Origin of the sequence: Pseudomonas sp. NY15437 (genome assembly GCF_048068435.1) — a bacterium.
GTDB lineage: Bacteria > Pseudomonadota > Gammaproteobacteria > Pseudomonadales > Pseudomonadaceae > Pseudomonas > Pseudomonas nitroreducens_B.
The window spans coordinates 58,466-78,263 of record NZ_JBLUQC010000018.1 but is presented as its reverse complement, the minus strand read 5'-3'; the positions used below and the strand labels follow the sequence as shown (position 1 = coordinate 78,263).

18 protein-coding genes are annotated in these 19,798 nt (G+C 67.0%); 8 read left to right on the top strand and 10 right to left on the bottom strand.

The features are described from left to right. A complete protein-coding gene (locus ACNFIA_RS28480; protein ID WP_416790384.1) occupies positions 1-1,020 on the top strand; it encodes an AraC family transcriptional regulator ligand-binding domain-containing protein in 1,020 nt (339 codons plus the stop codon). A gap of 106 nt (positions 1,021-1,126) precedes the next feature. After that, positions 1,127-1,342: a DUF3079 domain-containing protein gene (locus ACNFIA_RS28475; protein WP_416790382.1), complete on the top strand. Its 216-nt coding sequence runs from the start codon at positions 1,127-1,129 to the stop codon at positions 1,340-1,342. A gap of 78 nt (positions 1,343-1,420) precedes the next feature. Here ACNFIA_RS28475 and ACNFIA_RS28470 read toward each other — a convergent pair whose 3' ends face one another. From ACNFIA_RS28470 to ACNFIA_RS28460, 3 genes are all read right to left on the bottom strand, one after another. Continuing rightward, entirely contained in the window at positions 1,421-1,990 is a 570-nt protein-coding gene (locus ACNFIA_RS28470; RefSeq protein WP_416790380.1) for a hypothetical protein, read from the bottom strand. Positions 1,991-2,123: 133 nt separating this feature from the next. Further along, complete coding sequence (locus ACNFIA_RS28465) at positions 2,124-3,170, bottom strand: class I SAM-dependent methyltransferase (RefSeq protein WP_416790378.1); 1,047 nt, start codon at positions 3,168-3,170, stop codon at positions 2,124-2,126. 195 nt (positions 3,171-3,365) lie between these two features. Continuing rightward, positions 3,366-5,822 (bottom strand): DUF3772 domain-containing protein, encoded by a 2,457-nt coding sequence (locus ACNFIA_RS28460; RefSeq protein WP_416790375.1) that lies wholly within the window; start codon positions 5,820-5,822, stop codon positions 3,366-3,368. Between the two features lie 251 nt (positions 5,823-6,073). Here ACNFIA_RS28460 and ACNFIA_RS28455 point away from each other — a divergent pair, with 251 nt between their 5' ends. From ACNFIA_RS28455 to ACNFIA_RS28440, 4 genes are all read left to right on the top strand, one after another. After that, complete coding sequence (locus ACNFIA_RS28455) at positions 6,074-7,114, top strand: histone deacetylase family protein (RefSeq protein WP_259753766.1); 1,041 nt, start codon at positions 6,074-6,076, stop codon at positions 7,112-7,114. A gap of 87 nt (positions 7,115-7,201) precedes the next feature. Further along, the gene (locus tag ACNFIA_RS28450) at positions 7,202-8,299 is read left to right on the top strand and encodes an extracellular solute-binding protein (RefSeq protein WP_416790373.1); all 1,098 of its coding nucleotides are present in this window, start codon (positions 7,202-7,204) and stop codon (positions 8,297-8,299) included. Positions 8,300-8,441: 142 nt separating this feature from the next. Beyond that, a complete protein-coding gene (locus ACNFIA_RS28445) occupies positions 8,442-9,380 on the top strand; it encodes a DMT family transporter (protein ID WP_259753770.1) in 939 nt (312 codons plus the stop codon). A 175-nt stretch (positions 9,381-9,555) separates the two neighbouring features. After that, positions 9,556-9,690, top strand: a complete 135-nt coding sequence (locus tag ACNFIA_RS28440; RefSeq protein WP_259753771.1) for a PA1414 family protein — start codon at positions 9,556-9,558, stop codon at positions 9,688-9,690. A 58-nt stretch (positions 9,691-9,748) separates the two neighbouring features. On the opposite strand, the gene ACNFIA_RS28435 is transcribed toward ACNFIA_RS28440, so the two are convergent. The 6 genes from ACNFIA_RS28435 to speB form a co-directional block, all read right to left on the bottom strand. Further along, positions 9,749-10,474 (bottom strand): MBL fold metallo-hydrolase, encoded by a 726-nt coding sequence (locus ACNFIA_RS28435; RefSeq protein WP_416790371.1) that lies wholly within the window; start codon positions 10,472-10,474, stop codon positions 9,749-9,751. A 338-nt stretch (positions 10,475-10,812) separates the two neighbouring features. Then, complete coding sequence (locus ACNFIA_RS28430; protein WP_416790370.1) at positions 10,813-12,414, bottom strand: 5-guanidino-2-oxopentanoate decarboxylase; 1,602 nt, start codon at positions 12,412-12,414, stop codon at positions 10,813-10,815. 96 nt (positions 12,415-12,510) lie between these two features. Then, positions 12,511-13,890, bottom strand: a complete 1,380-nt coding sequence (locus ACNFIA_RS28425) for a sodium:solute symporter (protein WP_416790368.1) — start codon at positions 13,888-13,890, stop codon at positions 12,511-12,513. A 132-nt stretch (positions 13,891-14,022) separates the two neighbouring features. Then, the gene (locus ACNFIA_RS28420; protein ID WP_416790366.1) at positions 14,023-15,537 is read right to left on the bottom strand and encodes a purine-cytosine permease family protein; all 1,515 of its coding nucleotides are present in this window, start codon (positions 15,535-15,537) and stop codon (positions 14,023-14,025) included. A 25-nt stretch (positions 15,538-15,562) separates the two neighbouring features. Beyond that, positions 15,563-15,973: a YybH family protein gene (locus ACNFIA_RS28415; protein ID WP_416790365.1), complete on the bottom strand. Its 411-nt coding sequence runs from the start codon at positions 15,971-15,973 to the stop codon at positions 15,563-15,565. Between the two features lie 16 nt (positions 15,974-15,989). Next, a complete protein-coding gene (gene speB / locus ACNFIA_RS28410) occupies positions 15,990-16,949 on the bottom strand; it encodes an agmatinase (protein WP_259753777.1) in 960 nt (319 codons plus the stop codon). 287 nt (positions 16,950-17,236) lie between these two features. On the opposite strand from speB, the gene ACNFIA_RS28405 reads away from it, so the two are divergent. Together ACNFIA_RS28405 and ACNFIA_RS28400 are read left to right on the top strand one after the other, a co-directional pair. Next, complete coding sequence (locus ACNFIA_RS28405; RefSeq protein ID WP_259753778.1) at positions 17,237-18,133, top strand: LysR family transcriptional regulator; 897 nt, start codon at positions 17,237-17,239, stop codon at positions 18,131-18,133. Beyond that, positions 18,130-18,729 carry a tRNA-uridine aminocarboxypropyltransferase gene (locus tag ACNFIA_RS28400; RefSeq protein WP_416790362.1) on the top strand — a complete coding sequence of 200 codons (600 nt, stop codon included), beginning with the start codon at positions 18,130-18,132 and terminating at the stop codon, positions 18,727-18,729. Before ACNFIA_RS28405 ends, ACNFIA_RS28400 begins: the two co-directional genes overlap by 4 nt. A 701-nt stretch (positions 18,730-19,430) precedes the next feature. Here the strand turns inward: ACNFIA_RS28400 and ACNFIA_RS28395 are convergent. Beyond that, on the bottom strand, positions 19,431-19,754 hold the full coding sequence (locus ACNFIA_RS28395) for a hypothetical protein (RefSeq protein ID WP_416790360.1): 324 nt from the start codon (positions 19,752-19,754) through the stop codon (positions 19,431-19,433). Positions 19,755-19,798 lie beyond the last annotated feature (44 nt).

Below are 19,798 nucleotides of genomic sequence, written 5' to 3'. Positions count from 1 at the left end.
ATGAATCCACTGACCTTCTCCCGCTCCACCTGGCTCAACTCCCTGCACATGACCTCCCTGACCGTCGCGCTGATGGAATCGGAAGGGCACAGCCGCGAGGCCATCCTCGAAGGCAGCGGCATCACCGGCGACGACCTGCTCGACCTGCGCCGGCTGGTCAGCCCCTGGCAAGAGCAGCAGGTCTTCGCCAACGTGCAGAACCTCGCTGGCGAACCCGCCCTCGGCCTGCGCCTGGGCGTGCGCACACGGATCACCGCCTACGGGCTGCTGGGCTACGCGCTGATCTCCGCGCCGACGCTGGGCGAGGCGCTGCGCATCGGCCTGAGCTACCCGGTGTTGCTGGGCACCTACTTCCACCTCTCGCTGGAAGTGGACGGCGACATGGCCTGGCTGGTCGCCACCGGCTACGGCGAGGAGGAGGCCATGCGCCCGTTCAACACCGAGTTGTGCCTGGGCTCGCTGAAGGTGGCCTGCGCCGACCTGCTCGGCCAGCCGCTGCCGCTGGTGCGTGCCGAATTCGACTACGAAGGCCCGGCGGAACGCCACGCCGCCTACGCCACGCTGTTCGGCTGCCAGCTGAGCTTCGATTGTCCGCGCAGCGCCATCGGCTTCCCCGCCAGTTGGCTGGACATGCGCCTGCCGCTGGCCGACGCCGTGACCCACCGCGAGATGCTCGAACAGTGCCGCCGCCAGAACATCGACCTGGCCGCGCGCCGTGCCTGGCTCGACAAGGTCCGCGCCATCCTCGGCGAACGCCTGCAGGAACCACCGGGCCTGGAGGAGCTGGCGCGGCGCCTGAACTGCTCCTCGCGCAGCCTGCGCCGCCACCTGCAGCAACAGCAGACCAGCTACCAGCAACTGCTCGACGAACTGCGCTTCGCCCGCGCCAAGGAATTGCTGCAGGACGGCGACATGCCCATCTACCGCATCGCCGAGGAACTGGGCTTCAGCGAAACCGCCAGCCTGCGCCACGCCTTCCAGCGCTGGAGCGGCCAGCCGCCGAGCCACTTTCGGGCATAGAGAGCCGCGCCTGAAATTTCTGTCGGCCTTGCCGTGGATCAACTAGCCCATGGAGTCGCCGGGCATAGCCTTGTGCAATCCCACAAGGAACCCCGAGGGCCTCACCATGGCCAAGAAATTCCCCCTCAATCCGCCGCACCCCGAGCGTATCTGCTGGGGCTGCGACCGCTACTGCCCGGCGACCAACCTGGCGTGTGGCAACGGCGCGGACCGCACCATGCACCCGGCCGAGATGCTCGGGGATGACTGGTACCAGTTTGGTGACTGGGGCATCGAGCCACCCAGTACGATTGCTGCCGTGCAGCTGGAGCCGTCCAGCTGAGGCACACCCGCGCCGTTGCGGCGCCGGGCATGAAAAAAAGCGCGCACTCCCTCCCCGGAGTGCGCGCTTTTTTCGTCATCAGCCCTTGGCTGGAGTGATGCCGTAGATCTTCTGGAAGCGGGCGATCAGGGCGTCCGGTTTCTTCTCTTCCTTCTGCATCAGGTACACCACGCGCTCGCCGTTGGGGCCGCTGGCGATTTCGGTGTGGCGGAAGATCGGCTCGCCCAGGCCGTTCATGTCGACCATGTCGCCGTAGCGCTGGGCCACGTAGATCACGCCGCCCTGGCGGATTTCGCCGTAGAAGCCGGCGGCCGGGGGCAGGCTCTGCTTGTAGAACTGGTAGGCGGCGATCTTCTTCGCATCCTTGCCCTGGTCCTCGGCGCGCACGACCAGCACGACGTTCTGGCCGAACTTGTCCTTCTCGCCGACCTCCTTGGTGTAGGTGGTCTTGCCGGTCACCAGGTAGTCCCGGTAGACGGTGGCGTCGTCGAACAGGTAGAGGGTGTCGTCGGTACGCACCAGGTACCAGTCGTCGTTGTTGGGCGTGGCTTCCTTGCTGGCGACCGGAGCCTGGACGGCGCAGCCGGCGAGGGCGGCGACCAGCAGGGCGAGGGATGCAGCTTTGTGGGCAGTCTTTTTATTGAACATCGCGGGGGCTTCCCTGGGTTGAAAGCCTGCGAGTTTCACCGGGCCAGATAACGGATTGATGACGGGCAAATGACGAATTGTTTCGCCACCGCAGCGCCCGGAGCGCGGGCGCTGCGAACGATCCTCGGAGGATTCAGGGGCGGGCTTCGAGGATCAGGTTGAACGGCGTTTGCGCCGCGCGGCGGAAGCGGCTGAAACCGGCCTCCTCGAAGACCTGGCGCAGGCGGGCCTCGCCGGCCTGCGCGCCGAGCCCCAGGCCCACTTCCTGGGACAGCGAGTTGGGCGTGCAGATGAAGGTGGAGGCGGCGTAGAACAGCCGGCCGACCGGGTTCTGGTTGTCGTCCAGGTGGTCGTTGGCGAAGGGTTCCACCAGCAGCACCGTGCCGTCCGGTTTCAGCGCCTGGCGCGCGTGTTGCGCGGCGCCTACCGGGTCGCCCATGTCGTGCAGGCAGTCGAAGAAGCAGATCAGGTCGTACGCGTTGCCGGGGTAGTCCTTGGCGCTGGCACGCTGGAAGCGGGCGCGCGTGGCGACCTCGGCCTGGTCGGCGCGCTGGTTGGCCACATCGATGGACGGTTGGTGGTAGTCGAAGCCGACGAAATTCGAGGCCGGGAAGGACTGCGCCATGACGATGGTGGAGGCGCCGTGGCCGCACCCGACGTCCGCCACCTGGGCGCCGCGTTCGAGCTTGCCGACCACCCCGTCCAGCGCCGGCAGCCACTCGGCCACCAGGTGGGCACGGTAGCCGGGGCGGAAGAATTTCTCGGTGCCGGAGAACATGCAGGGGTGGTGGTCGCCCCAGGCCAGGCCGCCGTCGCCACGCATGGCGGCGACCAGCTTGTCCTTGTCGTGGTAGAGCGCGGCGACGACCGAGGCGCCGCCGGCGACGTAGACCGGCGAGTCCTCGATGGCCAGCGCCATGGCCTGTTCTTCGGGCAGGCGGAAGGTGCCGTCCTGGTGCTCCATGTAGCCGGAGGCGGCGTGGGCGCTGAGCCATTCGCGCAGCAGGCGGGCGTTGCAGCCGCTGCGCTCGGCCAGTTGCGCCGGGCTGAGCCAGTGGCCGTCGGCCATGGCTTTGTAGAGGCCCAGTTCCTCGCCCAGGATGATGTTGGCGAGCATTGCCGCGCCACCCATGTCGGTGACCAGCTTGCCCATGAATTCGTTGAGTCTGGCTTCGTCCATCGCGCGAACTCCCGTACGCAGCCGCAGGCGAGCCCCGCGGCAATCGAGGAAGGAAGGCGACAGGCGGCAATGCCGGCTGCCGCGACGGGCGCCGGCCAACGGCGGGCACAGGACGCTGCAGGCGCAACGGCGGCTCCCATGCGGGACTGTTGCGCGAAGGCCGGCAGGTGGGGCTGCCGGCGTAACCTTTTCATTCTACGGCGCTGGATTCGACCCGGTGTCATCGCCGACTTGCGGTGCTGCCGTGTCCTCGGCGCGCGCCACCTGCGGCCGCTGCAGGATGAGGTTCTGCGGCGTGCTCAGGCTGATGCCGGCCTCGCGCAGGCCGCTGAAGATGGTGAACAGCAGGTCGCTCTTGGTCGAATACACTGCGCGCGGGCTGCTGACGTTGCCCGAAGCCGCCAGGGTCAGCCCGGTGGCGCTCAGGTCCTTGAAGGTCACCGACGGGGCGGGCGTCTCTACGATGTTCTCGTGTTCGGTATAGGCCTTGAGCATCAGCTCGCGGACCTTCTGCACGTCGGTGTCCAGCGGCAGCGTGAGGTTGATGCCCACCACGCCCAGGGCGCTGCCCATGGTCACGTTGCGTACGTTCTGCGAGATGAACTGAGAGTTCGGCACGATCACCGTGGACTGGTCGGACATCTGGATTTCCGTGGCGCGCACGTTGATCCGCCGGATGTCGCCCTCCACGCCGCCGGTCAGGCTGACCCAGTCGCCGACCTTCACCGGGCGCTCGGTGAGCAGGATCAGGCCGGAGATGAAGTTCTGCACGATGGCCTGCAGGCCGAAACCGATGCCCACCGACAGGGCGCTGACCACCCAGGTCAGGCTGGTGAGGTTGATGCGCAGCGCCGAGAGCACCAGCAGCACCAGGATGACCATGCCGATGTAACCCACCAGGGTCACCAGCGAGGCGCGCATGCCGGCGTCCATATTGGTTTCCGGCAGCAGCTCGTCGGCCAGCCAGCGCTTGAGCAGACGCAGGCCGAACAGGCCGGCGGCGAGGGTGCCCAGGGCCAGCAGGATGTCCTGCGGGACGATGTTCAGGCGGCCCAGGGATTGGCCGCTCTCCACCAGTTGCACCAGCCCCTGGAGCAACTCGCCGGGGCTGGTGCCGGAAGTGGAGAAGGCGATCAGCAGGGTCGACAACACCAGCAACGTGCGCCCGGCGCCGGTCAGCAGGGTGGCGAACTGTGCCTGGTGGCGCGGGTCGACGCCGAGGTTCTGCGCCAGCCGTTCGCCGATGGGTTGGCGCGGCGACAGCAGCACTTCGCAGAGGTCGACGAACAGTGTCGTCAGCAGGTAGCCGGTGGCGCACACCACGCTGGCCCAGAGCAGCTTGCCGGCAAAGAAGTAGGCCAGCGACAGGTAGCCGGTGACCAGCGCCAGGACGATCAGCAGCACGGTCACCAGCATCGCCAGCACGAGGATGCCCGCCAGCGCGGACGTCTCGTGCCCTTCGGCTTCACGGCGGGCGCGGCGGTAGCGATATAGCGCGATGCCGTACAGCACGGCGGTCGCCAGGGCGGTGATGCCGTTGACCGCCACGGTCAGCGCGAGGCTGGCGCCGCTGGCGCTGTTGATGCGGTCGAGGGTGCCCAGCACCAGCAGCAGCCAGGCCATCAGCCAGGGGAAGGGGGAGAGGGCGGTGGCCACCGGGTCGGGCAGGTCGGGCAGGCGCCAGGACGGGCGCTGTACGGCGAGCAGTGCGCGACCAAGGCCGGCGGTGAAGGTGCAGAAGATCACCAGCGAGAGCATCTGGTCGCCCAGGTTGGCCATGTTGCCGCTGAGCTGCTCGTGCCAGTTCATGCCCTCGTGGATCACCGTGGCGCCGCCGCCGAGGGTGAGGATGGTGGCCAGGCTGACCGCCACCGCCAGGGCGCTGCGGCGCAGGCGTCCGACCGGAATCCAGCGGATCATCGCCTTGGTCAGCAGTTGTTCGAGCAGGCGCCGGCCGGGTATCCACAGCATCACCGCGACCAGCAGGCTGGCGACGAAGGGCCAGCGGTGCTCCGGTTGCCAGGTGGTGGCGAAGGCGTTGCCGATCTGCGCGCGCATGGATTGCAGGCGCGTCAGGTCATCGTCGGTGGGGCGGATCAGGGTCGACCAGAAGCGCGGGCTCAGCGGCGGCGGGTAGCGCGTGGCGATCTGCGAGTTGAACTGGCTGCGGCGCAGGTTGACGATCTGTGCGGCGAGGTCCTGGGCGTCCTTGTCCAGCTGGTTGGCGCGCGCCAACTGTTTCTGCAGATCCTTTTGCGCATCCGTCAGGTCGCTGCGCTGCTTGCTCAGGCTCTGTGCCTCGTTGGGCGTCGCTGGGCCGAGCACCTTGAGCTGGTCCTCGGTGCGCGACAGCGCCGCGCCGATGTCGGTGGCGTTCTGCTCCGCGCGGGCCTGCACGGCCAGCGCCGACTGCCGCAGGTTGGAGAGCAGGCCATCGTCGCTGTCGGAGGAGACGCGCTGGCGGATCAGCTCCAGGCGGGCGCTGAGTTGGTCGACGCCGGCGTCCTCGGGCAGCTCCGGGAGCTGGATGGTATCGCCGGCCTGGACGTCGGTCGGCTCGTCCGCCAGCACGGCGCCGGCGCCGGCGCCGGCCAGCGACAAGGTCAGCATCAGCAGCACGCGGCTGCAGGCGCGTACGAAGGTTTCCCGCATGTTCCCCCATCCTGTGGTCAAAACGCGTGTCGGTGTTCGACCGGCCGTTGGCCGGGACAATTCCCTGGAGCATAGCGCCGCGTCGTTCGGCCCTGGTGACGCCGTGCGGCCAATCACAGCATGCAGATGGTTAAGGGTCACAAATTCTGGCCATATCGATCCCCTTTTGGCCGCTTCCGCTGTTTTGCCGCGCGTGTTCGCTGGGCAGAATTCCGTCACCGGACAACAAGAATCCTTCAGAGGGTACTCCCATGCTTACCGTGTACAGCGATGATCACCGCCTGCATTTCGGCCAGTCCGAACTGGTCGACGGCAAACTCCAGCCCTGCTTCGAAATGCCCAGCCGCGCGGACACCGTGCTGGCCCGCGTGAAGTCGCAGAACCTGGGCGAGATCATCGCCCCGAAGGACTTCGGCCTCGATCCGATCCTGCGCACGCACAACACCCGCTACGTCGAATTCCTCAAGGGCGCCTGGGCCCGCTGGGCGGCCGAAGGCCACACCGGCGACCTGGTTTCCACCACGTTCCCGGGCCGCCGCCTGCGCCGTGACGGCCCCATCCCGACCGCCCTGATGGGGGAGCTGGGCCATTACAGCTTCGACACCGAGGCGCCGATCACCGCCGGCACCTGGCAGGCCGTGTACAGCTCGGCCCAGGTCGCGCTGACCGCCCAGGACCACATGCGCCAGGGCGCCAACATGGCCTTCGGCCTGTGCCGTCCGCCGGGCCACCACGCCGGCAGCGACTTCATGGGCGGCTACTGCTTCCTGAACAACGCCGCCATCGTCAGCCAGGCCTTCCTCGACCAGGGCGCCAAGCGCGTGGCCATCCTCGACGTGGACTACCACCACGGCAACGGCACCCAGGATATCTTCTACCGCCGCAACGACGTGCTGTTCGCCTCGATCCACGGCGACCCGCTGGTGGAGTACCCGTACTTCCTCGGCCACGCCGACGAACACGGCGAAGGCGCCGGCGAAGGCTACAACCACAACTACCCGCTGGCCCACGGCACCGGCTGGGATGGCTGGTCCGCCGCGCTGGAAGATGCCTGCCGGAAGATTTCCGCCTACGCGCCGGACGCGGTGGTTGTCTCCCTGGGCGTGGATACGTATAAGGACGACCCGATTTCGCAGTTCAAGCTGGACAGCCCGGACTACCTGAAGATGGGCGCGCGCATCGCCGCCATGGGCATTCCGACCCTGTTCATCATGGAGGGCGGTTACGCGGTGGAGGCCATCGGTGTCAACGCGGTGAACGTGCTGCAGGGCTACGAAGGCGCTGCACGCTGATAAGACGAATCGGGCGGATGAGAATCCGCCCGTTTGCTTTTCATTGCTCGCAACCTTTTGCGCGAGCGCATCCAGCTGGGGAAGGACATGAACAAGAAAACCGCGCTGCGCGGCCTGCTCGCCGCCGCCACCCTCGTCACGGCCAGCGTTGCCAGCGCCGAGCCGCAAGTGCGCATCTACAACTGGTTCGACTACATCGGCCCGGACACCCTCAAGGGCTTCCAGGGCGAGACCGGCATCAAGCCGCAATACGACGTCTACGACAGCAACGAAGTGCTGGAAGCCAAGCTGCTGTCCGGCCATTCGGGCTATGACGTGGTCGTGCCCAGCGACAGCTTCCTCCCCAACTACCTCAAGGCCGGCGTGTTCCAGCCCCTGGACAAGAGCAAGCTGCCGAACTGGAAGAACCTCAACCCGGCGCTGCTCAAGGTGCTGGAGAGCAAGGACCCCGGCAACCAGTACGTGATGCCCTACATGTGGGGCACCAACGGCATCGCCTACAACGTCGACAAGGTCAAGGCGGTACTTGGCGACAACGCGCCGGTGGACTCCTGGGACCTGGTGTTCAAGCCGGAGAACCTCGCCAAGCTCAAATCCTGTGGCGTGGCCTTCCTCGACTCGCCCACCGAGGTGATCCCGCAGGTCTTGCATTACCTGGGCCTGTCGCCCAACAGCCGCAACCCGGACGACTACAAGAAGGCCGAGGAACTGCTGGCCAAGCTGCGCCCGAACATCACCTACTTCAGCTCCTCGAAGTTCGTCACCGACCTGGCCAATGGCGACGTCTGCGTGGCCCTGGCCTGGTCCGGCGGCGCGATGCAGGCGGCCAACCGCGCCAAGGAAGCGGGCAACGGCATCCACATCGAATACCGCATTCCCAAGGAAGGCGCCGCCGCCTGGTTCGACGTGCTGGCGATTCCGAAGGACTCGAAGAACGTCGAGCAGGCCCACGCCTTCCTCAACTACCTGCTGCGCCCGGAAGTGGTCGCGCCGATCTCCGACTACGTCGCCTACGCCAACCCCAACCAGGCGGCGGACGGGCTGATCTCCAAGGACCTGCACGACAACCCCAACGTCTACCCGCCGGCGGACGTGCAGGCCAAGCTGTACTCGGTGGAGATGCTGCCGCCGAAATTGGAGCGCATCCGCACCCGCACCTGGACCCAGGTGAAGTCCGGGAAGTGATGTCGCTGGCAACTGGCTGAGCAGCGGATTTCCGTTGGCGGCCGGCTGGCGTGAACTGGCATGATCGGCGGACTTTCTTCGAGGAAGTCCGCCGATTGTCCTTTCGGCTTCCCGCTTTTTTTTTCAACTGCCGAGCCTTGCCATGAACTCCCACAGCAACATCGTCGAGCGCAAGGGCGCCGACGCCTTCGCCATCCAGGTCATGACCGGCCTGTGCGTCATCTGGGGCATCCAGCAAGTGGTGGTGAAGCTGGCCGCGCCGGACATCGCGCCGATCATGCAGGCCTTCGGTCGCAACCTGGTGGCCGCGGTGGTGGTGGGGCTGCTGATGTGCTGGCGCGGCGGCTGGGAAGGCTTCCTGCGCCAGGGCACGCTCAAGGGCGGGCTGCTGGCGGGCGTGCTGTTCGCCGCCGAGTTCTTCTTCATCGCCCAGGGGCTGGTCTACACCTCGGCCTCGCACATGGCCGTGTTCATCTACACGGCGCCGATCTTCTCCGCGCTGGCGTTGCACTTCCTGCTGCCCAGCGAGCGCCTGCGGCCGCTGCAGTGGCTGGGCATCGGCGTGTGCTTCGCGGGGATCGCCCTGTGCTTCGGCGGTGGCTTCGACCTCGCCAGCATGGACAGCCGCATGTTGCTGGGCGATGCCTTCGGCGTGCTGGCCGGCTTCTCCTGGGGCATGACCACGGTGGCGGTGCGCACCACCCGGCTGTCCGAGGCGAAACCGATCCTGACGCTGTTCTACCAGCTGCTGATCGCCGCGCTGCTGTTGCCCTTCGCCGCCCTGGCGCTGGGCAAGACTGGCGACGTGAGCTTCACCGCCATCGGCGTGGGCAGCGTGCTGTTCCAGGGGCTGGTGGTGTCGTTCTTCAGCTACTTCACCTGGTTTTGGCTGCTGCGCCGCTACCTGGCGTCGAACCTCGCGGTGTTTTCCTTCATGACGCCGATGTTCGGCATCGCCTTCGGCGTGCTGATTCTCGGCGAGCCGCTGACCCTGAACTTCGTCGCTGGCGCCGTGCTGGTGCTGGCGGGCATCACCCTGGTGAGCAGCGAACAGTGGATCCGGCGGATGCTTCGCCGCTGAGTGCGGATGTGCCGCGCTCTTGATTCAGGTCAGGCGCTGCGGCGAGGGAAGGCGATAGTCTTTGTTTCAAGGAGTGAGTGGCACGGGCGGAGAGTGGGACGCCGGGCTATTCTTCCTAGGGCGGCCCATGGTGGTAACGGGCCGCCCGACCTGAATTCGAACGAGGAGGCATTCCATGAAAGTCTGGCTGCAAAGCGTTGCGTGGAAACTCGGTGTCGCGCTCGGCCTGATCGAGCCTCCACGTCTGCAACCCATCCCCATCCGCAGCGACGAACAGCGTCGCCTGATGGAGCAACGCCGGCGCTACTGATGACGCCCGCGTTACCGCAAAAGGAAAACCCGCCAGCTGGCGGGTTTTTTCTTGCCTGTCATTCGTGGGCCTTGAACCAGTCGTCGATCATGGTTTTCAGCCGCTCCCCGGAAAAGCTCGCGAAATGCCCGCCGTGGACGGTACGCACCGGCAGCGCGCGCAGGCGCGCCAGGCTGGCGGCGTAGTCGTCGAGATTGGAGTGGTAGGCATCCTCGATCAGCGGGCCGTCGTAGATGATGTCGCCGGAGAACAGCGTCTGCGTCTTCTCTTCCCACAGGCTGATGCCGCCCGGCGAATGGCCGGGGGTGTGCAGCACCTGCAGGGTGCGGTCGCCCAGGTCGAGCACGTCGCCTTCCTCGATGGTGCGGGTCGCCGGCGCGGCCTTGACGCGGTATTCGGCGTAGCACAGCGGGCAGTCCGGATGGGCGTCGAACATCTCGTCGCCGACGAAGGCCGTGGCCAGGGTGCGCTCGCCGTCGGGGCGGGCGAGGATGTCGGCTTCGGCCGGGTGCACCAGGCGCTCGTCGAACTCGTGGTGGCCGGCGATGTGGTCGAAGTGGGTGTGGCTGGCCACCGCCAGCAGCGGGCGGTCGGTGAGCCAGGGCAACTGTTCGCGCAGGCTGACCAGACCGGAGCCGCTGTCCACCAGCACGTCGCGCTCGCGGCCCTGGATGTGCCACATGTTGCAGCGGTAGAAGGGGCGGACGTAGGGCTCGTGGATCAGGCTGACGCCGTCGTAGCAGTGTCGGACTTCGAACCAGCGGTCGCGGGTGACGATCTTCATTTATTCGCGCCTTGTCATGCTGAACGTAGGGTGTGCAATTGGTCGCGGTTGTACCCCGGTACAACCTGCCATTCATTGGCGCCAGGGCCAAGCCCGGAGTACCGGAGCTCTTCGTAGGAGCGAGCTTGCTCGCGAACAATCCCGAGCTGGGCGGTTCGCGAGCAAGCTCGCTCCTACAGGCTGACGGGTTTATGGCTGTGCTGCGGGGGTTGGCTTTGCTCCCTCTCCCTGAAGGGAGAGGGGACCGTTCGGAGCGTTCGGATAATCCGGAGCCAGCCGGCGAGAGCGGGGCGCGCAGCCAGGGCGGGGGAGAGGGCGCCCGGGCCGGCTCCGTTACCTCAGGGCGCGAACGGCGCCGCTTCCATCACTTCCACGATCAGCGGGCGGTCGCTCGGCGCGGTGCGCAGCAGCTCCTGCAGGTGAGCGTAATCGCGGGCGCGTTCGGCGGCGCAGCCGAAGCCGCGGGCGATGGCGAGGAAGTCCGGGGTGTAGATGTCCACGCCCAGCGGGGTGATGTCGCGGCGTTCCATGTAGCGCTTGATCTCGCCGTAGCCGTAGTTGTTCCACAGCAGGACGATGATGCCTACCTTGGCTTCCACGGCGCTGGCCAGTTCGGTCATGGTGAACTGCAGGCCGCCATCGCCCATCAGGCTGATCACCGGGCGGCCCGGCTCGCCGAGCTTGGCGCCGATGGCCGCCGGCAGGCCGTAGCCCAGGGTGCCGTAGCCGGTGGAGGCGTTGAACCAGCGGCGGCCGCCGTCCAGCTCCACCAGGTGGTTGCCGCTGTAGACGGTCTGGGTCGAGTCGCCGACGAAGCGGGCATCGGGCAGCACGTCGAGGATGGTGTCGAACAGGGTGCGGTAGTGCGCCCAGCCGCTGAAGTCCTCGGCCAGTTGCGCGCGCACCTTGGCCGCGCGCTGGGCGCCGGGGCTGGCGGCGTCGGCCTCGCGGGCCGGCAGCAGCTCCAGCAGGGCACGCATGGCGGTGCGGGCGTCGGCCTGGATGGCGATGCTCGGGGCGAAATTACGCATCAGCTGCTGCGGGTCGATGTCGATGCGGATCAGCTGGCCGCCGATCTTGAAGTTGCCGTCGAACACCACGTCGTAGTCGGTTTCGCCCAGCTCGGTGCCGATGGCCAGTACCACGTCGGCCTCCAGCGCCAGTTCACGGACCGGAACCAGCGACTGGTTGCTGCCGACCAGCAGCGGGTGGTCCGGCTGCAGCAGGCCCTTGGCGTTGATGGTCTGCGCGGTCGGCGCGTCCAGGGCAATGGCCAGCGCGCGGGCTTCGGCCTGGGCGGCGACGCAGCCGCCACCGAGCAGCAGCAGCGGCTTCTGTGCCTTGGCCAGCTTGGCGGCGGCTTCGTGCAGCGGCGAGCGGGCCGGGGCAGGGCGGGCCAGCTGTACGCGCGGCAGCACCTGCAGGTGGTCGGCCGGGGCGGTGATGATGTCCAGCGGCAGCTCGATGTGCACGGGGCGGGGGCGCTCGCTGTCGAACACGGCGAAGGCGCGGGCCAGCACGGCCGGCAGTTCCTCGACGCTCATCAGGGTGTGGCTGAAGGCGCTGACGCCGGCGACCATGGCGCGCTGGTTGGGCAGCTCGTGCAGGTAGCCGTTGCCGTGCGCCAGGCGCGAGCGCTCGTTGACGCTGGAGATCACCAGCATGGGGATGGAGTCGGCGTAGGCCTGGCCCATGGCGGTGAGGATGTTGGTCATGCCCGGGCCGGTGATGATGAAGCAGGTGCCGGGCTTGCCGGTGACGCGCGCGTAGCCGTCGGCCATGAAGCCGGCGCCCTGTTCGTGGCGCGGGGTGATGTGGCGGATGCCGCTGTGGGGCAGGCCGCGGTACAGCTCGACGGTGTGTACGCCGGGGATGCCGAAGACGGTATCGACGCCCCAGGCTTCGAGTTGCTTGACGAGGAATTCGCCGCAGGTGGTCATGGCAGTTCCTTAAAGATTCGCAGGTAAGTCGTGATCATCATGCAAAAGGGCGCGGAGATCAGCTCGCCGCGCCCTTTTGCCCAGCTTGGTTTCTTATCAGGCCGCTTCGGCTACCGGCGCCGGGCGCGGCGACAGCAGGCTGACGACGATGAAGCTGACCAGGCCGATGGCCAGGCTGTAGTAGATCGGGGTGTTGGCATCGAAGCCGTCCTTGAGCATGAACACCAGCGCGGTGACGAAGCCCAGGGCCATGCTGGTGATCGCGCCGGCGGTGGTGGCGCGCTTCCAGTAGATGGCACCGATCAGCGGGATCAGCATGCCGCCCACCAGCAGGTTGTAGGCCAGGGTCAGGGCGCTGAGCACGTCGTTCACCACCAGGGCGATGGCCAGGACCACGACACCGGTGACCAGGGTGCAGATGCGGTTCAGGCTCAGGCGGGTGGAGCGCTGGCCGGTGACGATCGGCAGCAGGTCTTCGGTGATGGTGGTGGACGCGGCGAGCAGGCCGGCGCTGGCGGTGGACATCATCGCGGCCAGCGCGGCGGCGATCACCAGGCCACGGATGCCGTCCGGCAGGGCGGCGCTGACGATGGCGGCGAAGGCGTTGTTGACGTTGTCCAGGTCAGGCAGCAGGACCTTGGCGCACATGCCGATCAGCGCGCCGACCAGGCCGTAGATCACGCAGTACACGCCCGCGGCGGTGCCGGCGTACTTGGTGACCTTCTCGTCGCGGGCGGTGAACACGCGCTGCCAGATGTCCTGGCCGATCAGGATGCCGAAGAAGTAGATCAGGAAGTAGGTGATGATGGTGTCGTAGCCGATGGTGTGGAAGCTGAAGGCGGTCGCCGGCAGCTTGGCCACCAGTTCGTCCCAGCCGCCCACGCGGTACAGGCAGATCGGCAGCAGGATGAACATCAGGCCGACGGTCTTGATGATGAACTGCACGATGTCGGTCAGGGTCAGCGACCACATGCCGCCGATGGTGGAGTAGATCACCACGACGCCGCCGCCCAGCAGCACGGACACCCAGAACGGCAGGCCGAACAGGACCTGCATGACGGTGCCGATGGCCAGGGTGGAGACCACGCCGATCATCAGCGCGTAGGCGAACATGATCACCGCCGAGGCCTGGCGGGCCATGGGGTTGTAGCGGCGCTCCAGAACTTGCGTCACGGTGAAGATGCGCAGCTTGAGCAGCGGTTTGGCGAGGAACAGGTTCAGCGCGATGATGCCGGCGCCCAGCGCGGCGCACAGCCAGAAGCCGGAGATGCCATGGACGTAGCCCAGGCGCACGGTGCCCACGGTGGAAGCGCCGCCCAGGACGGTCGCAGCCATGGTGCCCATGTAGAACGACGGGCCGAGATTGCGGCCGGCGACGAGGTAGTCTTCATGGGTCTTGGCGCGGCGCATGCCGTACCAGCCCAGCCACAACATGCCGGCGGCATATATCAGTACGACGATCAGATCTAACGCCATGGGTCGCTTTCCTCACACTTGCATTGTCATTGTTGCCGCTCGCTCGTGGCGTGCGGTAGGGCACCGGACCGGCGGCAACCGGTCCGATGGGGTCTTTCGGGTCATGCGCTTCGCCAGGCAGCGAAGCCTGGATCAGGCCGTCGGTTCGCTGATGCTGCGCACCGGGCGGTCATGGCTGGCCACCCAGCGCGGGCCCTTGGGGCCATAGACGCCGGCCGGTTCCGGGAAGGAGCGCAGCAGGGCCAGGTAGAGCAGGGCGGCCATGCCGAGGGTGACCGGCAGGCTGATGTCGATGCCGCCGGCCAGGTTGCCCAGCGGGCCGACGAACTGGCCCGGCAGGTTGACGAAGCACAGGCCCAGCGCCGCGCTCGGGATCCACGCCCCCATGCCGCGCCAGTTCCAGCCGTTGTGGAACCAGTAGGCGCCGCCTTCCTGGCCACGGGTGAACACCTGCAGGTCGTCGGCGTGGTAGAAGCCACGGCGGATGATCAGGCCGAGGATCATGATCACCATCCACGGGCTGGTGCAGGTGATGATCAGCACGGCGAAGGTGGACACGCTCTGCACCAGGTTCGCGGCGAAGCGACCGATGAAGATGAAGGCGATGGACAGCAGGCCGATCAGCAGGGTGGCCTGCACGCGGTTGAGCAGGCGCGGGAACACGCTGGACATGTCCAGGCCCGTGCCGTACAGCGAAGTGGTACCGGTGGACATGCCGCCGATCACCGCGATCAGGCACACCGGCAGGAAGAACCAGCTCGGCGATACCGCCAGCAGGCCGCCGACGTAGTTGTTCTGCGCGATGTAGTCCGGCGCGTTGACCGCGACGATGGTGGCGGTGGCCAGGCCGAACAGGAACGGGATCAGGGTCGCCAGCTGGGCGAGGATCACCGCCAGCATGATGCGCTTCTGCGAGGTCTCGCGCGGGATGTAGCGCGCCCAGTCACCGAGGAAGGCGCCGAACGACACCGGGTTGCTCATGGCCAGCAGGGCGGCGCCGATGAAGGCGGCCCAGAAGCCTTCGCCGCCCATCTGCACGGTGCCGGCATAGCCGGCGTCGAAGGGACCGGCGAAGGCGAACAGGCCGAGCAGGAACAGCAGGCTGGCGGCCCAGACGGCGATCTTGTTGACCATCAGCATGAAGCGGAAGCCGTAGATGCAGACGATCAGCACCAGCACGGCGAACAGGCCGTAGGCCAGGCCCAGGGTCAGGTCGGTTTCCGGCAGGTCGAACAGGCGCTTGGCGCCGCCGATCAGGGCATCGCCCGAGCTCCACACGGAGAGGGAGAAGAAGGCGACGGCGGTGAGCAGCGACAGGAACGAGCCGACGATCCGCCCGTGCACGCCGAAGTGGGCGCCCGAGGAGACCGCGTTGTTGGTGCCGTTGAGCGGGCCGAACAGGCCCATGGGCGCGAGGATGATCGAGCCCACCAGCACGCCGAGCACGATGGCCCAGACGCCGGCCTGGAACGACAGCCCGAACAGCACCGGGAAGCTGCCCAGCACGGCGGTGGCGAAGGTGTTGGCGCCGCCGAAGATCATGCGGAACAGGTCGGTGGGCGTGGCGTTGCGTTCGTTGTCCGGGATCTGTTCGACCCCGAATGTCTCGATGGTGGTGATTGCGTGTGCGTTGTTCTTGTTATCCATGACTTCCTCCCGGGGAGCCCTGTCTTTATGGCGTCGGCGACGGTGACAGGTGCTCGTGTGTGGCCAACCAGCGGCCCAGTTTCGGATCACGGCGGAAGACGATGGTCTCCCGCTCGTGGTTCAGGCTTTCCTCTCCCTGGATGCGCAGCCGCGTGGCGACGTCGTGGCAGAACACCGCCACGTCCTCGCCCTGCAGGCTCACAAAGGTGTTGCTCGAAAGGCAGTCAAGGACCTCGAAACCATCGTCACGCAGCCAGCCTTCCCACACCTCGCGGTACGCCGCGCGCGAGAGCAGCGGCTGTGGCCAGGTGTGGAAGATGAAGGTGGCGTCTTCGCTGAAGGCGGCGAAGTAGGCTTCGGTGTCGGTGCGCGCGAAGGCTGCCACGAGATCGCGGGCAGCCTCCAGCACCTGTGCTACGCAGGCGTCGTTATTCATCGGTGTGCTCGTGCGCTCAGCGGCGCTCCACGCCCGGGAGGATGCAGAGCATTTCGTACAGCAGGTTGGCGCCGAGCAGCGAGGTGTTGCCGGTGGTGTCGTAGGGCGGGGAGACCTCGACCAGGTCGCAGCCGATGATGTCCAGGCCTTGGCAGCCGCGGACGATTTCCATCGCCTGGATGGTGGTCAGGCCGCCGATTTCCGGGGTGCCGGTGCCGGGCGCCCAGGCCGGGTCGATACCGTCGATGTCGAAGGACAGGTACACCGGGCCGCCGCCGACTTTCTCGCGGACTTCGGCCATCAGCGGTTCCAGCGACTTGTGCCAGCACTCTTCGGCCTGCACCACGCGGAAGCCCTGCTTGCGGCTCCAGTTGAAGTCTTCGGCGGTGTAGCCCTGCGCCCGCAGGCCGATCTGCACCACGCGGTCGCAGTCCAGCAGGCCTTCTTCCACCGCGCGGCGGAAGGTGGTGCCGTGGGCGATCTTCTCGCCGAACATGTGGTCGTTCACATCGGCGTGGGCGTCGATGTGCACCAGGCCGACCTTGCCGTGCTTCTTGTGGATGGCACGCAGGATCGGCAGGGTGATGGTGTGGTCGCCGCCCAGGGTCAGCGGGAGGATGCCGTGGTCGAGGATCTTGTCGTAGGCCTCTTCGATGATGCGCACCGCTTCCATCAGGTTGAAGGTGTTGATCGCCACGTCACCGATGTCGGCGATGTTCAGCGAGTCGAACGGCGCAGCGCCGGTGGCCATGTTGTACGGACGGATCATCACCGACTCGGCGCGGATCTCGCGCGGGCCGAAGCGGGTGCCGGAGCGCAGGGAGGTGCCGATGTCCAGGGGCACGCCGACGAAGGCGGCGTCCAGCTCGTTGAGCTCTTCGGGGGACTGGATATGCGGCAGGCGCATCATGGTGGCGATGCCGCCGAAACGCGGCATTTCGTTGCCGCCCAGGGGCTGGTGAAGTTTCTTGTCCATGGGAAGGGCCTCAGGCTGATCGCTGTCTTCGTGGAAACAGGCTTGTTGAATACTGAGACCGGATTCTCATCAGGCGGGGTAGTAGAAAAAATCGCTGGCTACAAATAATCACTTCAGAGTTTTCTAAACTAATCAGGGCGGCTAGACTGCGCCACCTTGCCGCAGCGGACGGCTCGCCGGGCTTGTGGCCTGCGGTTCCTGGATAGATAGCTGGCTTTCTATCCTCCGTTTTCAGGTGCAGAAACTACTGAACTAGAGCGGCCCAGCCGCGGTTTTGCGGAGTCATCATGAGCGCGAGCGCACTGCCCGACGTCAAACTGCTGCGGATTTTCGCCTGCGTGGTGCGCAGCCAGGGGTTCGCCGCCGCGCAGCAGGAACTCAACCTGTCGACCTCGGCGATCAGCACCTACATGAGCCAGTTGGAGAACCAGCTGGGCATCGTGCTCTGCCACCGCGGCCGGGGTGGTTTCGGGCTGACCAGCAAGGGTGAGCTGTTCCACCAGGAAACCCTGCGCATCCTCGGCGAACTGGAAGGCTTCGAGCGCTATGCGGCGACCTTGAAGGGCGAATTGCGCGGCACCCTGAACCTGGGCGTGCTGGATTCCACCGTGAGCGACCCGGCGTTGCCGCTGGCCGACGTCATCGGCTCCTTCAGCGGCCTGCACCCGGCGGTGCACCTGCACCTGCAGGTGCAGAGCCCCTACGAGCTGCAGCTGGCGGTGCTGGACAACCGCCTGGACCTGGCCATCGGCTCGTTCTTCAGCCGCATGAACGGCCTGGTCTACCAGCCTCTCTATAGAGAGCAGCACTGGCTCTACTGCAGCGACCGCCACCCGCTGTTCGACGGCCGGCGCATCCCCGCCGAGCTGATCACCCAGCAGCGCATGGTCGGGCGGGGCTACTGGAGCCAGGCGGAACTGGCGCGGCACGGCTTCAAGCACAGCGCCGGCACCGTCGAGAGTATGGAGGCGCAGCTGATTTTGATCCTCTCCGGCGGCTACATCGGCTACCTGCCCGAGCACTACGCGCACCCCTGGGTGGAGCAGGGCCGCCTGCGCGCCCTGTTGCCGGCGACCTTCGGCTACCAGGCGCCGTTCTCGCTGATCCTGCGCCGTGGTCGTTCCCGCGAGCCCCTGATCCAGAACTTCCGCGACCTGCTGCGCACCCAGCCGAGCCAGACATGAGCCGCGCCCGCTGCCCCCGCTGCGAGCGGCCGCTGGACCATTGCCTGTGTGCGCTGATTCCGCGCCTGGACAACCGCACCCGGGTGCTTTTGCTGCAGCACCCCAGCGAGGTGGGCCATGCGCTGAACACCGCGCGGCTGGCGGCGCTTGGCCTGGGCAATGCGCAGCTGAGGGTCGGCGAGGACTTCAGCGATCTCGACCTGTCGGCATGGGATGCCTGGCTGTTGTTCCCCGGCGAGTCCGCCGTGGCGCTGGCCGACCTGGCGGCGCGGCCTGTGGATAAACCGCGCCTGCTGGTGGTGCCTGACGGCACCTGGCGCAAGGCGCGCAAGCTGCTGCACCTCAACCCGCGGCTGGCGGCGCTGCCGCGGGTGGTACTGCCGGCAGGGCTGACCTCGCGCTACCGCCTGCGCAAGGCGCCGGCCGAAGGCGCGCTGTCGACCATCGAGGCGGTGGCGCATGCGCTGGACGCGCTGGATGCGCCGCGCTCCCACGCTGACCTGTTGCGCCCGTTCGATGCGCTGATCGAGGGGCAGATCGCGGCGATGGGGGAGGAGACCTTCCGGCGCAATCACGGGCCGCGTTCTTCCAGCTGATGGCGGCGGACCTTGTCCGCCGTCGCGTGCATGGCACGCTCCTACAGTCTGGCGGCGCCGCACTCCCGTGTAGGAGCGGGCCATGCCCGCGATCCGCCAGCTGGGCCGGCGCGCGGCCGGACCGTGGGGCACGTCATGCGCCCCGCGATTTGAACCGAATCAGTCATTAGGCCGGATGCCCCTTGGGCATGATCCGCCACGCGGTGCTTTTCGTAGGAGCGAGCTTGCTCGCGAACCGCCCAGCTCCGAAGCTGCCGGAACCCGTTCGCGAGCAAGCTCGCTCCTACACGTCCCGGCGACCCTGTTTGTTCCGATTGCAGGACCGTAGGGCGCACCGCCGATTGCGGGGCGGACCTTGTCCGCCGTCGCGTGCGTGGCACGCTCCTACAGTCCTGCGCCGCGGTGCCCGTGTAGGAGCGGGCCATGCCCGCGATCCGCCAGCGGGGCCGGCGCATGGCCGGACCGTGGGGCACGTCATGCCCCCAACGATCTGAACCGAATCAGCAGGGCGGATGACCCTTAGGCGTGATCCGCCACGCGGTGCTTTTCGTAGGAGCGAGCTTGCTCGCGAACCGCCCAGCTCCGAAGCTGCCGGAACCCGTTCGCGAGCAAGCTCGCTCCTACATGCCCCGGCGATCCTGTCTGTTCCGATTGTGGGCCAGGAGATTTTAAGTCTCCTGTGCTGACTCCATGCATTGCGCTCAGGTTGATGCGGAGGTCGCACGATAGCGCTCCAGCAGCAGCGGGATGGCCCGTTCGCGCCAGAACTGGGTGCTGATCATCCCGCTGGACATGCCGCCGTGGGCATGGCGCGGCAGGTGGACGTGGGTGGGATGGTCCAGGCCGAGGCCGGCAAGCTCCTGGAAAAGCCGCGCAAGCAGTTGCGCCAGTGCGGCCTCGCTGGCGGGCCACGGCGTGTCGGCGAGATGCTCGGCCATCTCCCGCCACAGGTAGGGATCGCCCCGCAGCCCCCAATACAGAGGCTCTTCGCGGAACAGTTGGGCGACGTACGTGGGGCCTGACATGGATGGACTTCCTTGTAAGGTGTTCGGGCTGCCGCGCATGCGCG

What these genes read in the sequence shown, in the direction of transcription:
- ACNFIA_RS28480 (WP_416790384.1), top strand. Translation starts at nt 1, where the DNA reads ATGAATCCACTGACCTTCTCCCGCTCCACCTGGCTCAACTCCCTGCAC.
- ACNFIA_RS28475 (WP_416790382.1), top strand. Translation starts at nt 1,127, where the DNA reads ATGGCCAAGAAATTCCCCCTCAATCCGCCGCACCCCGAGCGTATCTGC.
- ACNFIA_RS28470 (WP_416790380.1), bottom strand. Translation starts at nt 1,990, where the DNA reads ATGTTCAATAAAAAGACTGCCCACAAAGCTGCATCCCTCGCCCTGCTG.
- ACNFIA_RS28465 (WP_416790378.1), bottom strand. Translation starts at nt 3,170, where the DNA reads ATGGACGAAGCCAGACTCAACGAATTCATGGGCAAGCTGGTCACCGAC.
- ACNFIA_RS28460 (WP_416790375.1), bottom strand. Translation starts at nt 5,822, where the DNA reads ATGCGGGAAACCTTCGTACGCGCCTGCAGCCGCGTGCTGCTGATGCTG.
- ACNFIA_RS28455 (WP_259753766.1), top strand. Translation starts at nt 6,074, where the DNA reads ATGCTTACCGTGTACAGCGATGATCACCGCCTGCATTTCGGCCAGTCC.
- ACNFIA_RS28450 (WP_416790373.1), top strand. Translation starts at nt 7,202, where the DNA reads ATGAACAAGAAAACCGCGCTGCGCGGCCTGCTCGCCGCCGCCACCCTC.
- ACNFIA_RS28445 (WP_259753770.1), top strand. Translation starts at nt 8,442, where the DNA reads ATGAACTCCCACAGCAACATCGTCGAGCGCAAGGGCGCCGACGCCTTC.
- ACNFIA_RS28440 (WP_259753771.1), top strand. Translation starts at nt 9,556, where the DNA reads ATGAAAGTCTGGCTGCAAAGCGTTGCGTGGAAACTCGGTGTCGCGCTC.
- ACNFIA_RS28435 (WP_416790371.1), bottom strand. Translation starts at nt 10,474, where the DNA reads ATGAAGATCGTCACCCGCGACCGCTGGTTCGAAGTCCGACACTGCTAC.
- ACNFIA_RS28430 (WP_416790370.1), bottom strand. Translation starts at nt 12,414, where the DNA reads ATGACCACCTGCGGCGAATTCCTCGTCAAGCAACTCGAAGCCTGGGGC.
- ACNFIA_RS28425 (WP_416790368.1), bottom strand. Translation starts at nt 13,890, where the DNA reads ATGGCGTTAGATCTGATCGTCGTACTGATATATGCCGCCGGCATGTTG.
- ACNFIA_RS28420 (WP_416790366.1), bottom strand. Translation starts at nt 15,537, where the DNA reads ATGGATAACAAGAACAACGCACACGCAATCACCACCATCGAGACATTC.
- ACNFIA_RS28415 (WP_416790365.1), bottom strand. Translation starts at nt 15,973, where the DNA reads ATGAATAACGACGCCTGCGTAGCACAGGTGCTGGAGGCTGCCCGCGAT.
- speB (WP_259753777.1), bottom strand. Translation starts at nt 16,949, where the DNA reads ATGGACAAGAAACTTCACCAGCCCCTGGGCGGCAACGAAATGCCGCGT.
- ACNFIA_RS28405 (WP_259753778.1), top strand. Translation starts at nt 17,237, where the DNA reads ATGAGCGCGAGCGCACTGCCCGACGTCAAACTGCTGCGGATTTTCGCC.
- ACNFIA_RS28400 (WP_416790362.1), top strand. Translation starts at nt 18,130, where the DNA reads ATGAGCCGCGCCCGCTGCCCCCGCTGCGAGCGGCCGCTGGACCATTGC.
- ACNFIA_RS28395 (WP_416790360.1), bottom strand. Translation starts at nt 19,754, where the DNA reads ATGTCAGGCCCCACGTACGTCGCCCAACTGTTCCGCGAAGAGCCTCTG.